We start from the raw sequence: 14157 nt of genomic DNA, 5'->3' as shown, positions 1-14157 counted from the left end.
CCAGAAATCTGGGTGGTGAACGGCGCGATCAGTCGCCGGCGATGCACGTCCACTCGCTGAGCGGCGCCGGCCCGTAGGTCTTGGTGTCCGGATGTCCCTCCCCGTTCGCCACGTTGATGCGGACGAACCGGTCACCGGAAAAGACCCAGTACTCGTTGCTCCCGTCGGGGACCTTCATGACGGCGTCCACCGAGGAGAAGTCGGACAGGCTGGGCCAGTCCTCCTTGAGGGTTCCCTGGTAGATGATGTTGCACGGATACGGATGCGAACTCTTGACCTCGATCTCGACGGTCCGATAGTCGCTGCCACTGAACACGAAGAACTGATTCGGCTGGTCGGGTACGGCCATCACCGCGTCCACGTGACTGAATCCCATGACGAACCCCTTCCCTGGTCATGCCTCCTGAGGTGCCCGGCCGCTTGCCACGGGCGGCACGATCACACCCGGTCTGCAGGCCACTGCGGGGCGGACACCCGCATTCCGGCACCACTCTCAGGCTACGCCCGATCACTGTGAGGTGCAGTGCTTGAAAGATCCATGAGTTCGTACAGGATCTGCATTTTCGGGAGCAAGATTTCCCTTTCAGTGAACGGCGTCCACCTGGTCCGGGATCACGTGCCCGCTGTCGTCGTGCACCGGCCCCGCCGTGCCGTCCGACGCCGTGTAGGCGGTGGTGGAGCAGGGGTACGGGCAGGGCCTGGCGGGCAGGGGGTCGATGAACATCGGGTTCACCAGCCACTTGCCGTCCTCGTTGGCGTACGCGTGGCACATCAGCTCGGGCGCCTGCCGGTTGATCACCAGGCGGATCCCCGTCGCGTCGCCGACGAAGGTGACGTCGGTGGTGGAGTCCCCGGCGGCGAAGGCCTGGCGCTTGGCCTCGGGGGCCTCCTGGAAGGCCGCCTGGCCCTTGATGCCGAGGATTTCCTGGTTGACGAAACAGCGCTTGCCGTCGATGTAGGTGATCACGGAGTCGGCCTCTGCGCCGCCACAGTCGGCCAAGTGGGCCGTCAGCTTGCCGTTTTCGGTCTTGTTGCGGACCCCGATCACCTTGTCGGCCGCGAAGCCGAGGCCTTCGGCCCACACCTGCACCACGGGCTCCGGGGAGGCGGAGACGACGCGTGTGTCGAAGCCGGCCTTCTGCAAGGTGCCGACCAGGTCGCGCATGTGCTCGTAATACCGCACCCAGACGGTGCGGATCGCCTGGGCGGAGTCCGACGGGGACGCCGCCAGGCTCTCCGCGCGGGCCTCGCCGGCGAACGCCTTGACCTCCTCGGCGGTGTACCCGGCGAGGAGTTGGGCGCCCCAGGCGTACGCGGGGTTGATGCGCCGGTGGTCGAAACCCGCGAAGGCCGCCTTGCCGCCGGTGGTGGTGTGCTCGTCGTACACCGAGAGGATCTCGTCCGCACACCCGGTGTCGGTGGCGGTGGGGAGGGGGCTACCGGCGGCGGTGGCATCCCCGCAGGCCTTGCTCAGCGCCGTGGCGGCGTCGGATGTCAGGTAGCGGCTGGTAGACGTCCACTTCTTGCCGGCGGGTTGGAGGATCCTGCTGTTGCGCAGCAACCAGGACATCATCGCGTCGCCGACGTCGTTCTTCACCAGCGTGTTGTCCCAGTCGAACAGGGCCAGCGGGTGGGCGTCGGGGTGGGCGCAGCTGCCGGTCGCGTTGATGAAGTCCTGGAGCTTCTGGCGGTTGTCGCCGTACCAGGCCAGCCGGGTGTCCAGGGTCGGACAGTTCGCCGCCGAAGCGGGTGGGGCGGCGGCAAGGGGCGGCACTCCGGCCGCCGGGACGGCGACGAGTACGGCGCGGATCCCCCAGCGAGGGACTCTCATGACTGAACGGCGGGCTTGCGATCGAGGTAGAGCCACGTCGTTCTGATGCCGTGGTCGGGGTCCTTGGTGTCCTTGCTGACGCCGTCATTCAGATCGGGCTTGATCCTGCTGTAACCAGGCGGCGGGTCAATCGGCTTGGCAGGGTTACTGTCGTCTTTGGACCAGGACGTGATCACCAGGTCCTCAATGGCCTTGCGGCCCTTGCCCTTCTCACGGGTCACAGCCATGAAGAGCGGATGTGGCTTGCCCGTTTTTGCGTCGGAGGCACCTTTGTTGAGATCCACCAGGATCTTCTGGTAGCCCTCTGGCGTCTTCTCGTCCCCCTTGAGGATGCGGATGTCCGTGATCGGGCGCTCCTGGTCCTGGTCAGCCCGCTCGTAGACGAGGTAGACGTAAGCACCCCCCACGCCGCTGTTGAGGTCGGTGTCCAGCTTGTTCCAGCCACTGGGCACGTGGACCAGCTGGTCTCCGTAGGGGGCGAGGATGTTCACGTCCGTGATGTAGCGGCCCATGGGGCGCTCCTTCGGCATTCCGGATGACCCCGCTCGCCCGGGGCGGAAACGCGGATCGCGGAAGGATCGGCCGGGCTGGGGAACGGTTCGATCGTCCCCGACCGAATGCCCGCCCGCGCGGGCTCGTGCCCCGTCCAGGTGATTCAGGCCGTGACGCTCCGGTCGGCGGCAGGCGCGCGAAGAGGTGCGGCAGTTGATCCACGGGGGCGGTGGTGGACGGAGCACCGGGCGAGGATGCCGTCGGGGAGGCCGAGGGAAACCATCTCGCCGCACAGGAGGCGCAGTTGGGAGTAGGCCAGGTGGGCAAGGTACGCGGGCTCGGTCACCGGCTCACCCTGGTTCCGCGGGTGCCGCTCAACCGGCCACGAGCGACCGGACAAGCGCGATTAGGAGTAGCGCCACGCACATCGCCAGGATCAGTGCCGGCAGTGCCGCGATGGCGAGGAACACCCAGGAGGCCCGCTTGGCGAGGGGCGTGCCGTGCTCCCGCAGCACGGCGAAGCAGAGCAGCGCCACCAGGAGCAGCGGCACCGACCAGAACACCACGAATATGCCGTCCGGCATCTCCATCCCCCTCCGGCCACACCGACGCCAGGTAACCGTGGCGCGATCCTAGCGAGGCAGGGGCCCGTCCTGGCGGCCGGCCTCAACCAGCTTGGCGGCCTTGGCGGCGCGCTGGGCGAAGACCTTCTCGCGGCGGTCGGCGGTCTGCTTCATCATCCGCTTGCGGTCGCGGACGGAGAGCCGGTCGATGTAGAGCCCGCCGCTCAGGTGGTCGGTCTCGTGCTGTAGGCAGCGGGCGAAGTAGCCGGCGCCCTCGATGACGACGGGCTCGCCGTGCTGGTCGACGCCGTGCACCACGGTGCGGGCCGGGCGGGCGAGCTTGGTGCGGGCGCCGGGGACGGACAGGCAGCCTTCGGTCTCCTCGATCAACGCGCGGCCCGCCTCCTGCTCCTCGACCACCGGGTTGAGGACGTGGCCGGCGTGCCGGACGCCGTCGTCGTCGACGCAGTCGTAGACGAACAGGCGCAGGTCCACGTCCACCTGGTTGGCGGCGAGGCCGCAACCGTCGGCGACGTACATGGTGGCGAACATGTCGTCGATCAGCCGGGCCAGCCGCTCGCTGCCGAAGTCCTCCTCGGTGGCCGTCCGGCAGGTGCGGCGCAGGATCTCCTCCCCCACCTCGGTGATCCGCAGGACGGACGGGCGTTCGCTCGGCTCGGACACGGGCGCTCCTTCGAGGGGCTGGGCTTGCTGTCGACTTTGCAAAGTAGCAGGCTTTGCAAAGTGACCGAAGACCTCGTCAGAACCGGCCCCCTCCCCGAGCACGCCGTCCGCACCGCGCTGCTGGAACTGCTCACCGAACACGGCACCGTCACCTCCACCGAGGCCGCCGCCCGACTCGGCCTCAGCTCGGGCCTCTGCTCCTTCCACCTGCGGCAGCTGGCCCGGTACGGGCTGATCGAGGAAGCCCCCGCCACCGACGGGCGGGCCCGGCCGTGGCGGCTGCCGACGACCCAACAGCCCGGTGGAGGCGGAGAGTTCGGAGAACTGGCGCGCGGCCTGGAGGACGAGAGCTACCAGCGCTGGCTCGCCCGGCGCGGCGAAGCCCCCGCCGAGTGGCAGCAGGACGAGGCCTTCAGCGCCGTCGTCTACCTGACGCCCGCCGAACTGGCCGCCGTCGGCGAGGAGGTCCGCCGGGTGCTGGCCCGCTACCGCGACCGCGAGACCAACCCGGCCACCCGACCCGCCGAGGCCCGGCCGGTCGCCGCCGTCGCCCGGCTCTTCCCGCTCCTCGACCAGTAGTCCAGGGCACGGTTCAGGTGCGGCTCAGGGTGCGGCTCAGGCCGCGCGCGACCACGACCGCGACCGCACCGCCCGGAGCAGCGGCCCGGCCACCAGCCCCAGCACCGCCCCCAGGACGACCCCCTGCACCCCGTCCCAGACGTCCTGCACGTCACAGGCCCGCCCGATCGCCGGCAGCGCGTAGTGCAGCGCCGACACCGCGAACGGCAGCGCCGCCGCACCCAGCAGCGCCACCACCGCCCGCCGCCGGGTGCCCGCCAGCGCGGCCGCGAAGCCGACCGGGGCGTAGGTCGCCAGCTTGAGCTCGATGTGCCGCACGTGCAGCAACTCGTACGGGGAACGCGGGCGGCCGCCCTCCACGGCGCAGTGCCGGATGCCGCCCTCCGAGAGCCGGAAGGCGTCCGGCAGCAGCATCGCCACGACCACCCCGCCGAGCCCGAGCAGCAGCACGAAGCCCACCGCCCAGTGGGCCCGCAGCAGCCGCCCCACCGGCCGGTTCAACAGGGCCGCGGGCACCAGCGAGAGCAGCAGCCCGGGCCAGAACATCGGCATCCCGCCGAGCACCGCACTGATCACGCCTGAAACGGACGCCCCTCGCGCCCGCCCGGTTCTCCCGGGGACGAGGAGAAATGCCGGACCGTCACCGTACGGTCACCCCGCGACCGCGCGCCCGCCGCAACGACCACCCCAGTGTGAGGTCGCGCGTCGCGCCTGCTCCGGCCCTTGGAGCCGGGGCGAGGAACCGGAGGTGGAGTGCCAGGACTCAGGGCGGCCGTGGGCGGGGCCCGAGGTGGCCGGGGCGGAAGCAGCGGGGCCGAGAACGCAACGCCCCGGGGCCGGGAAGCCAGCGGCGGTCGGGGCCGCCGCTGTGGCCCCGACCCGGCCCCTCCCCCCTCCCCGGGTCAGTGCGGGATCGAGGAGATCAGCTCCTGCGCCCCCTGCCGCTTGAGCGCCAGGGCCACCGACGTCCCGAGGTCCTCGGGGCTGAGCGCGCCCGCCCACTCGTGGGCGTCCAGCACCTGCTTGCCGTCCGGGGTGAAGACCCGGCCGCGCAGGGACAGCCGGCCGTCGCGTTCGGCGTTGGCGTAGCCGGCGATCGGGCTGTTGCAGTGGCCCTGGAGGGCGTGCAGGAACATCCGCTCGGCCGCCGCCTCGCGCCAGGTGTCGTGGTGGCCGAGGCCGGTGACGGCCTCGATGGTGGCCTCGTCGCCCTCGCGGCACTGCAGGACGAGGATGCCGGCGCCGATCGGCGGGCACATCGCCTCGATGCCGAGCACCTCGGTGATCCGGGCCTGCTCGCCGATCCGCTCCAGGCCGGAGACGGCGAGCAGCAGGGCGTCGACGTCCCCGGCCTCCAGCTTGGCGAGCCGGCTGTTGGCGTTGCCGCGGATCGGGACGCACTCCAGGTGCGGGTGGGAGGAGGCGAGTTGGGCGACCCGGCGGACGGAGGAGGTGCCGATCCGGGTGCCGGGCGGGAGGGCGGCGAGCGGCAGGCCGCCGGGGTGGACGAGGGCGTCGCGGATGTCGTCGCGGCGCAGGTAGGCGGCAAAGACGGTGCCGGCCGGCAGCGGGCGGTCGGCGGGTACGTCCTTGAGGCAGTGGACGGCGACGTCGGCCTCTCCGGCGAGCAGTGCGGCGTCGACCTCCTTGGTGAAGGCGCCCTTGCCGCCGAGTTGGGCGAGATCACCCGTCCAGCGGTCGCCCGAGGTGGTGACGGGCACCACCTCGGTGCGCAGGCCCGGGTGCAGGGCGGCGAGTTCGGTGCGGACCCGCTCGACCTGGGCCAGTGCCATGGGTGAGGAGCGGGAGACGATGCGGATCAGCTCAGCGGTGGCCATGGCGCGATGATAGGGGCCCTCACACCGTGGATTGAGCATCCGTCAGCGCCATGACAGACGCGGCGGACGATACCGCAAGCTCGGACAACGCGGACGGCCGGTCGGGGTGTCCGACCGGCCGTCCGCACCTGGGGTCCACACCCCCGCGGCTTCACTCGTTGTGCAGCACCTCGGCGATCGGCAGCCGGGCCGCCGAGCGGGCCGGGACGAGGGCGCCGAGGACGGCGATCGCGACGCCCGCGAGCGCGAGGCCGGCGAGCAGCGGGGCGTTCCAGACGTCGATCGTCTCCTCCGGGAAGACGATCGTCACCACGTTCTCGGAGATCAGCCGGTGGGCCACCACCCCGACCGGGATGCCGATGATCCCGCTGACCAAGCCCTGCCAGGCCACCGAGGTGACCGTCATCGCGACCACCTGCCGGGGTGTCATCCCGATCGACTTCAGCATGCCGAGGTCGCGGCGGCGCTCGCGGACGGTGAGCAGCAGGGTGTTGAAGACGCCGAGCGAGGCGACCACCGACAGCAGCACCGTGAAGATCGTGGTGAAGGCGATGACCGCGGCGATCGGCCCGGCCAGGTTCGGCGCGAACACCGAGGCCGAGAGGCTGGGGTCGGCGTCCGTCACGGCCTTGCGGTAGGCCTCGGCGTCGGCGCCCTTGGCGAGCTTCACGTCGTACTCGACCACGTGCGGGTCGTCGGTGAGGGCGGCCCTGGTGGCGTCGTTGGAGGCGAACGCCCGGGGGTTGCCCTCGGACTCCTCGCCGACGAGGGTGACGGGCAGTTGCCGCCCGTCCAGGGACAGGGTGAGCTTGTCGCCGACCCTGAGGCCGTGCTGCCGGAGGAAGGACGGCCCGGCCTCGATCTCGTTCGGGCCGGTCGCCGGGCGGCCGTCCACCACGGAGAGCCGCTTGGAGTCGACGATGTCGTCGCCGCCGTAGAAGTCGGCGAACGCGGGCTGGTTGTGGCCGACCAGCCCCACCTGGACCAGTCCGCGCGTGCTGACCTGTTCGGCGCCGGGGGCGGCGCGCAGCATCGCCTCGGTCTGGGCGGGTGTGAGCCTCGGCGCGACCTTGTTGCCCGCGAAGTGGGCGGTCTGGACGTTGACGTGGGTGTGGCCGTCGGTGTGGTCCACCAACCGGGTCAGGGTGCTGCTCAGACCGGTCGTCATCGTCACGGTGACCACGCCGAGCACGATCGCCGACATGGTCAGCGCGGTGCGGGCGGGGCGGGCGAAGGGCTGGCCGAGGCCGAGGCTGACCGCGCGCGGCAGCCGGGTGCCGCTCAGCCAGCGCTGGACCTTCAGCCCGCGGCCGTTGCGCGGCGTGCTGCCGGCCGAGATGGCCCGGGCGGCGGGGAGCCGGTGGGCGCGCGAGGCGGGGGCCAGGGCGGCGAGGACGACCAGCAGCGGGACGCTGACCAGGGTGGCGGCGGGCAGCCAGCCGGCGGGCTCGATCACGGCGGTGCCGGTGACGATGCCGGAGAAGGCGGACTTGAGAATCGGGTGCGCCGCCACCCAGCCTGCCGCCGTGCCGAGGACGGTCCCGGCGACCGCGGGCACCGAGACCATGGTCAGGTAGACGGTGACCACCTGGCGCGGCGTGAAGCCGATCGACTTCAACACGCCGATGTGCCGGTAGCCGGAGACCACCGCGCCGCTCACCACGTTGCCGACGATCAGCGCGGAGACCACCAGGCCGAGCACGCCGAAGACCGTCATCAGCGGCAGGTAGGAGTCGGCGCCCGCCGAGAAGGCGTCCTTGAGCACCAGGTACGACTGGGTGCTGACGACCGCGTCCCCGGGCAGGCCCTCGGTGGCGGTGGCCAGGGCGGAGGCGAGCCGCTGCTCGTCGGCGGCGTCGGTGAAGCGGTAGAGCATCTGGCGGCCGGTGGGGTGCAGGGCGGTCGCCTGTTCGGGGGTGACCCAGCCGCCGGCGCTCTGGCTCATGCTGGTGGCGAAGCCGACGATGGTGAGCTGTCGGCCGCCGCCGATGGGGATCGGGGTGTTCAGGAGCCGGTCCGCCGCGCCGCCGAACAGCGAGTTGAGGACCACCTCGCCGGGTGCGGCGGCCCAGCGGCCGGAGAGCAGCTCCACCCGGTCCACCGGCCCGGCCGGGTCGGCGCGGCCGACCAGGGTCAGCGGCCCGGGCGGGCTGCCGACCCAGTCGATGGGGATCTGCACCGTGACCTGGTCGAACGGCCCGGCGGCCGCCTCGACGCCCGGCCGGTGGGCGGTGGCGGCCAGCTGCTCCGCGGAGGCCGCGGCCGGGTCGAAGGCCGCGACGACGTGAGCGCCCCGCTGCTCGCCGAAGGCCGCGTCGAAGGGGGCCCGGGCGGCGCTGATCACCGCGAGGGCGAGCAGCACGGTCGTGGTGGCGCAGAAGACGACCAGGCCGATCACGACGGTCTGCACCCGGCGGCGCTTCACGGCCGCCCGCGAGGCGCGCCAGACGGCGCCGGTCATGCGGACGCCTCCAGCATCCGCTCGTTCGCCACGCGCCCGTCCGCCACCTCGACCAGCCGGTTGGCGCAGCGGGTGGCCAGCTTGGGGTCGTGGGTGACGATCAGCAGGGTCTGCCCGATCTGGTTGAGGTCGATCAGCAGGTCCATCACCTGCTCGCCGGAGCGGCTGTCCAGTGCGCCGGTGGGCTCGTCCGCGAGCAGCAGGGCCGGGCGGTTCATCAGGGCCCTGGCCACCGCGACGCGCTGGCGTTCGCCGCCGCTGAGCGTGGCCGGGTAGACGTCCTTGCGGTGCGCGACGCCGAGTTCGTCCAGCAGCTCCAGTGCGCGGCGGCGGGCCTGGCGGGCGCTGGTGCCGGTCAGCTGGGCGGCAAGGGCGACGTTGTCGAGGGCGGGGAGGTCGTCGATCAGGTTGAAGAACTGGAAGATCATGCCGATGTGGCGGCGACGGAACAGGGCCAGCCCGTGCTCGTTCAGCTGTCCGAGGTCCTGCCCGTGCACCCGGACGGTGCCGGCGGTGGGCCGGTCCAGCCCGGCCACCATGTTCAGCAGGGTGGACTTGCCGCACCCTGAGGGGCCCATCACGGCGACCGCCTCGCCGGCGCGGATCCGCAGGTCGAGGCCGTCGAGCGCCTTGGCGTCGCCGAACTCCTTGTGGACCCCGGACAGCTCGACGACGACCTGCGCGTCGTCCGGCCGGGAGGTCCCGTCGTGGTCGTTGCTCATGGTGGACGACCGTAGGGGCGGGGCCCTCGTCCGTACGTCCCACCCCGGGTGTAACCGTGGGCGGCCGTAGTACCGGGGATGTACGGGAGCGGCACCCCCGGATGATGTGGATCACCGTGTGGCCTGGGAGGCTGACGCCGTGTGGGGAACGGGGTGGGAGTGGGCGGCCGTCGCGACGGCCGGTGCTGCGGGCACGGCGGCCGGCTGGCTGGCGGTGGCTCTCGCCCGGGCGCGGCGGCTGCACCGGGCGGCCATCGGCGAGCGCGGCTGGCTGCTGGAACGGGAGCGGGATCGCGCCGCCCGTACCGCCGTGGACGCCGAACGGGCCCGGATCGCCGCCGAGTTGCACGACATCGTGAGCCACAACGTGAGCCTGATGGTGGTGCAGGCCGGGGCCGCGCGCGAGGTGCTGGCCACCATGCCGCAGGAGGCGGCGGCCGCGATGGCCGCGGTCGAGGCCGCCGGGCGGGACACCATGACCGAGCTGCGGCACCTGCTGGGCCTGCTCGCCCCCGCCGCGGACGGCGGCGAGGAGCCGGCCGGGGACGGCTTCGCCCCGCAGCCCGGCCTGAGCCGGCTGAGCCCGCTGATCGACCGCTTCGCCTTCGCCGGGCTGCCGGTCGAGGTGCGGATCTCCGGTGAGCCGAGGCCGCTGCCCGGCGGCATCGACGTGACGGCGTACCGGATCATCCAGGAGGCGCTGACCAACGCGCTCAAGCACGGGGACGGGGTGACGGCGGAGGTGACGGTGCGCTACGCGGACCACTACCTGCGGGTGGAGGTGCTCAACAGCGGCCCGAGCGTGCTGTCCGGGGCACCCGGTCCGGCCCCGCGGCCGGCGGACGGCGCCGGGCGCGGGCTGATCGGCCTGCGCGAGCGCGTCGCCGTGTACGGCGGGGACCTGGACGCCCGGCGCCGGATCGGTGGCGGCTTCCGGGTCCGTGCCCGCATCCCGCTGGACCGGCCGTGACGGAGGGGAGCATGGACGTGGAGCAGGGGGCCATGGACGCGGCGCAGGGCCAGCAGCCGGGCCGGAGCCGGCAGCCGGAGCAGGAGAGCCGCCCGCGGGTGGTGATCGCGGACGACCAGGAGCTGGTCCGCACGGGCTTCCGGATGATCCTCACCGCGCGCGGCATCGACGTGGTCGCCGAGGCCGGCGACGGCGCCGAGGCGGTGGCCGCCGCCGTCCTGCACCGCCCGGACGTCGCGCTGCTGGACATCCGGATGCCCGGCATGGACGGCCTGGAGGCCGCCCGGCGCATCCTGGCCCAGGTGCCCGGCTGCCGGGTGATCATGCTGACCACCTTCGACCTGGACCACTACGTCTACGCCGCGCTGTCCGCCGGGGCCAGCGGCTTCCTGCTCAAGGACGTCACCTCGGCCCACCTCGCCGCCGCCGTACGGCTGGTGGACACCGGGGACGCGCTGCTCGCCCCCTCGATCACCCGCCGCCTGGTCGAGCGTTTCGCGGCCGGTGCGCCGCGCCCGGCCCCGGGCGCCGACGGCCCGCCGCTGCACCGCGACCTCGCGCCGCTCACCCCGCGCGAGGCGGAGGTGCTGGCGCTGCTCGGCCGCGGGCTGTCCAACACCGAGCTGGCGCGCGAACTGACGCTCAGCGAGTCGACGGTGAAGACCCACGTGGCGCGGATCTTCGCCAAGCTCAACCTGCGCGACCGGGCGCAGGCGGTGGTGCTCGCGTACGAGACCGGGCTGGTCGCGCCGGGCGGCGGCTGACCGTCAATTCATATCTACCGTGCACCAGTTCGCGTGACTATCAGCCGAATCTCACTCATTTGAGTTAACTCCGCACCGAACTCCCCTTTTTGCCATTTCATGGGGCACCATCTGCATGTCCACGCCCGAACCGGACCGATCACCTCGGGCGCCACCCCGGCATGACGAGCACACCTGGACCGGCCCGTGACCACCAAAACCTCCGTGTGGGACTGCCCCTTCCACCACACCGACGGCCTGGAGTTCGACCCCCTCCTGAAGCGGCTGCTCACCGAAGCCCCGGTCGCCAGGATCCGGCTGCCGCACGGCGAGGGCGAGGCCTGGCTGGCCACCCGCCACGAGGACGTCAGGACCGTCACCACCGACCGCCGGTTCAGCCGCGCCGCGGGCATCGGCCGCGACCTGCCCCGGATGACGCCCGCCCCGATCGCCCAGGCCGAGGCGATCAACCTGATGGACCCGCCCGCCCACAACCGGCTGCGCCGGCTCGTCGCCCAGGCCTTCACCAACCGCCAGGTCGAGCGGATGCGCCCGGCCACCCAGCGGACCGTCGACGGCTACTTCGACGAGATGACCGAGCACGGCGCCCCCGCCGACCTGATGCACTTCCTGGCCGGCCGCCTCCCGCTCGCCACCATCTGCGAACTGCTGGACATCCCCGCGGCCGACCGCACCGAACTGCGCGGCCACGCCGTGGCGATGATGCGGATGGGCCCCGGCAGCCGGGACGGCCAGGAGGCCGCCAAGGCCGCCCTGCGCGCGTACTTCACCGAGCTCACCGCCGAACGCCGGGCCCACCCCCGCGAGGACCTGATCAGCGCCCTCGCCACCGCCCGCGACGGCGACGAACTGCTCGCCCCGGACGAGCTGACCGTCATGGCGATGGTCCTGCTGGTCACCGGCCACGACACCAGCACCTACCAGCTCGGCAACATCGGCTACACCCTGCTCACCCACCCCGAGCAGCTCGCCAAGCTGCGCGCCCAGCCGGACATGCTGCCCCGCGCCCTGGAGGAGCTGCTGCGCTTCATCCCGTTCCGCCAGGGCGTCGGCATCGCCCGGGTCGCCACCGAGGACGTCGAGCTGGGCGGCACGCCGATCCGGGCCGGCGAGGCCGTGCACGTCTCCTACCTCACCGCCAACCGGGACCCTTCGGTCTACGAGCGCCCCGACGAACTGGACCTCGACCGCGGCGCGCCCACCCACATGGCCTTCGGGTACGGCCAGCACCACTGCCTCGGCTCGCACCTGGCCCGGATGGAGCTGCAGGTCGCCATCGGCACCCTGCTGCGCCGCTTCCCCCGGCTGCGGCTGGCCGTCGACCCGGCCGAACTCGACTGGGACTCCGGCTCGATCTGGCGCTTCCCGCGCACCCTGCCGGTGGCCTGGTAGCGCCTCCCCTCGACCCACCGTTCCCGCAGCACTGGGGAGACCCCGCACCCATGGCAACACTCTGCCGCCCCGCCATCGCCGTACCCGAGCACGTCATCACCCTCGACGAGACCCTCGACCTGGCCCGCACCCTGCACGCCGGGCACCCGCAACTCGGCCTGGCACTGCGGCTGATCGAGAACACCGGGGTGCGCACCCGGCACCTGGTCCAGCCGATCGAGCGGACCCTCGCCCACCCGGGCTTCACCGTCCGCAACGAGCTGTACGAGCGCGAGGCCAAGCGGCGCGTCCCCGAGGTGGTCGAACGGGCGCTCGACCACGGCGAGTTGACGGCCGGTGACATCGACCTGATCGTCTACGTGTCCTGCACCGGCTTCATGATGCCGTCGATGACCGCCTGGCTGATCAACACCATGGGCTTCCGCTCCGACACCCGCCAGGTGCCGATCGCCCAGCTCGGCTGCGCGGCCGGCGGCGCCGCCGTCAACCGGGCCCACGACTTCTGCCGCGCCTACCCGGGCGCCAACGTACTGATCGTGGCCTGCGAGTTCTGCTCGCTCTGCTACCAGCCGACCGACCTCGGCGTCGGCTCGCTGCTCTCCAACGGCCTCTTCGGGGACGCGGTCGCCGCCGTGGTGATGCGCGGGAACGGCGGGCGCGGCGTCCAGGTCGAGCGCAACGGCTCGCACCTCGTCCCGCACACCGAGGACTGGATCTCGTACGGGGTGAAGGACACCGGCTTCCACTTCCGGCTGGACAAGCGGGTGCCCGGCACGATGGAGATGCTCGCGCCCGCGCTGCGCGGCCTGGCCGGGGAGCACGGCTGGGACGTCTCCGGGCTCGGCTTCTACATCGTGCACGCGGGCGGCCCGCGCATCCTGGACGACCTGTGCCGCTTCCTCGACCTGGAGCCGGCCACCTTCCGCTACAGCCGGGCGACGCTCACCGAACGCGGCAACATCGCCAGCGCCGTGGTCTTCGACGCCCTGGCCCGGCTGTTCGCCGACGGCGGCGTGCCCGAGGGCACCACCGGGCTGATCGCCGGCTTCGGTCCCGGCATCACCGCCGAGATCTCACTGGGCAGTTGGGTCGGCGCACCGACCGAGGGGGCGCGCCCGCGCCGCCCGCGCGCCATCTCCACCTCCGACATTGCCCTCGTCCACCCGACCGCCCCCCGCCGTTTCCCGGCCGGCACTACGATCACGGAATGACCGACACCGCGAACCGCGCCGATGCCTCTGCCAGATCAACCGAACTAGCAGCACTGTTCCCGGCGTTGCACGCGCCGCAGTACTGGAGCTGGGGGCGGTTCGACGCCCGGTTCTCCACCGAGCTGCCGCCGGACGCACTGGTCACCAACATCCACCTGGTCGGCTTCGCGGACGACCGGGTGGTGCTCTGCCGGGACGACCGGGACCACTGGTTCCTGCCCGGCGGCACCCGGGAACGGGACGAGAGCATCGCCTCCTGCCTCGCCCGCGAGCTGGCGGAGGAGGCCGGCGCCCGGCTGCTCGGCGAGCCGCGCTGGCTGGGCGCCCACCGCTGCCGCACCGAGGACCCGGTGCCGTACCGGCCGTGGCAGCCGCACCCGGAGAAGGCCTGGCTGTGGGGCTGGGCCGAGGTCGTGCTGGACTCCGCGCCGACCAACCCGGCGGACGGCGAGCAGGTGGTCGAGGTCCGCGCGGTGCCGCCCGCGGAGGCCGAGCGGCTGCTGCTGACCGGGCACGACGCCTGGTGGGGCGAGCTGGTCGCGCTGGCCGTGGAGCTGCGCCGGCGGGCCGGAGTGGGGTGAAACCCCGGCCCGGGCGGCTATTCCCGCGGCTGCCGAAGGTCACTTGAACGGCCGAACACCGAGTGAAGA

Annotated in this window: 15 protein-coding genes; 6 read left to right on the top strand and 9 right to left on the bottom strand. The window is 72.4% G+C overall.

All coding sequences use genetic code 11. The features are described from left to right. Positions 1 to 28: 28 nt before the first annotated feature. From ACGF0D_RS15190 to def, 5 genes are all read right to left on the bottom strand, one after another. Positions 29 to 376 (bottom strand): hypothetical protein, encoded by a 348-nt coding sequence (locus tag ACGF0D_RS15190; protein ID WP_392868943.1) that lies wholly within the window; start codon positions 374 to 376, stop codon positions 29 to 31. A 207-nt stretch (positions 377 to 583) separates the two neighbouring features. Beyond that, on the bottom strand, positions 584 to 1831 hold the full coding sequence (locus ACGF0D_RS15185) for a haloacid dehalogenase-like hydrolase (protein ID WP_392916203.1): 1248 nt from the start codon (positions 1829 to 1831) through the stop codon (positions 584 to 586). Then, positions 1828 to 2343, bottom strand: a complete 516-nt coding sequence (locus tag ACGF0D_RS15180; protein WP_392868947.1) for a hypothetical protein — start codon at positions 2341 to 2343, stop codon at positions 1828 to 1830. The genes ACGF0D_RS15185 and ACGF0D_RS15180 overlap by 4 nt, the downstream gene beginning before the upstream one ends. A 354-nt stretch (positions 2344 to 2697) precedes the next feature. Next, a complete protein-coding gene (locus ACGF0D_RS15175) occupies positions 2698 to 2907 on the bottom strand; it encodes a hypothetical protein (RefSeq protein WP_392916200.1) in 210 nt (69 codons plus the stop codon). Between the two features lie 48 nt (positions 2908 to 2955). Further along, positions 2956 to 3570 (bottom strand): peptide deformylase, encoded by a 615-nt coding sequence (def, locus tag ACGF0D_RS15170; protein ID WP_392916197.1) that lies wholly within the window; start codon positions 3568 to 3570, stop codon positions 2956 to 2958. Positions 3571 to 3630: 60 nt separating this feature from the next. Between def and ACGF0D_RS15165 the strand changes: the two genes are divergently transcribed. Next, positions 3631 to 4149 (top strand): helix-turn-helix domain-containing protein, encoded by a 519-nt coding sequence (locus ACGF0D_RS15165; protein WP_392916194.1) that lies wholly within the window; start codon positions 3631 to 3633, stop codon positions 4147 to 4149. Between the two features lie 36 nt (positions 4150 to 4185). On the opposite strand, the gene ACGF0D_RS15160 is transcribed toward ACGF0D_RS15165, so the two are convergent. From ACGF0D_RS15160 to ACGF0D_RS15145, 4 genes are all read right to left on the bottom strand, one after another. Then, a complete protein-coding gene (locus ACGF0D_RS15160; protein WP_392916191.1) occupies positions 4186 to 4725 on the bottom strand; it encodes a hypothetical protein in 540 nt (179 codons plus the stop codon). Positions 4726 to 5051: 326 nt separating this feature from the next. After that, the gene (hemC, locus tag ACGF0D_RS15155; RefSeq protein ID WP_392868962.1) at positions 5052 to 5987 is read right to left on the bottom strand and encodes a hydroxymethylbilane synthase; all 936 of its coding nucleotides are present in this window, start codon (positions 5985 to 5987) and stop codon (positions 5052 to 5054) included. A 151-nt stretch (positions 5988 to 6138) separates the two neighbouring features. Next, positions 6139 to 8448, bottom strand: coding sequence for an FtsX-like permease family protein (locus ACGF0D_RS15150; RefSeq protein ID WP_392916188.1), 2310 nt, complete (start codon positions 8446 to 8448; stop codon positions 6139 to 6141). Then, complete coding sequence (locus ACGF0D_RS15145) at positions 8445 to 9170, bottom strand: ABC transporter ATP-binding protein (protein ID WP_392868966.1); 726 nt, start codon at positions 9168 to 9170, stop codon at positions 8445 to 8447. The genes ACGF0D_RS15150 and ACGF0D_RS15145 overlap by 4 nt, the downstream gene beginning before the upstream one ends. A 118-nt stretch (positions 9171 to 9288) precedes the next feature. Here ACGF0D_RS15145 and ACGF0D_RS15140 point away from each other — a divergent pair, with 118 nt between their 5' ends. The 5 genes from ACGF0D_RS15140 (at position 9289) to ACGF0D_RS15120 (ending at position 14088) form a co-directional block, all read left to right on the top strand. Beyond that, positions 9289 to 10140 carry a sensor histidine kinase gene (locus ACGF0D_RS15140; RefSeq protein ID WP_392916185.1) on the top strand — a complete coding sequence of 284 codons (852 nt, stop codon included), beginning with the start codon at positions 9289 to 9291 and terminating at the stop codon, positions 10138 to 10140. Positions 10141 to 10172: 32 nt separating this feature from the next. After that, positions 10173 to 10904, top strand: coding sequence for a response regulator (locus ACGF0D_RS15135; RefSeq protein ID WP_392916240.1), 732 nt, complete (start codon positions 10173 to 10175; stop codon positions 10902 to 10904). Positions 10905 to 11090: 186 nt separating this feature from the next. Beyond that, a complete protein-coding gene (locus tag ACGF0D_RS15130; RefSeq protein ID WP_392916182.1) occupies positions 11091 to 12296 on the top strand; it encodes a cytochrome P450 in 1206 nt (401 codons plus the stop codon). 50 nt (positions 12297 to 12346) lie between these two features. Further along, the gene (locus tag ACGF0D_RS15125; protein ID WP_392916179.1) at positions 12347 to 13507 is read left to right on the top strand and encodes a type III polyketide synthase; all 1161 of its coding nucleotides are present in this window, start codon (positions 12347 to 12349) and stop codon (positions 13505 to 13507) included. Next, the gene (locus ACGF0D_RS15120; protein ID WP_392916177.1) at positions 13504 to 14088 is read left to right on the top strand and encodes an NUDIX hydrolase; all 585 of its coding nucleotides are present in this window, start codon (positions 13504 to 13506) and stop codon (positions 14086 to 14088) included. The genes ACGF0D_RS15125 and ACGF0D_RS15120 overlap by 4 nt, the downstream gene beginning before the upstream one ends. Positions 14089 to 14157: the final 69 nt, after the last annotated feature.

Origin of the sequence: Kitasatospora sp. NPDC048298, assembly GCF_043201465.1 — a bacterium.
Classification (GTDB): Bacteria; Actinomycetota; Actinomycetes; order Streptomycetales; family Streptomycetaceae; genus Kitasatospora.
Note: the sequence above shows the minus strand (reverse complement) of the source record. Positions and strands in the feature narration are given on the sequence as shown.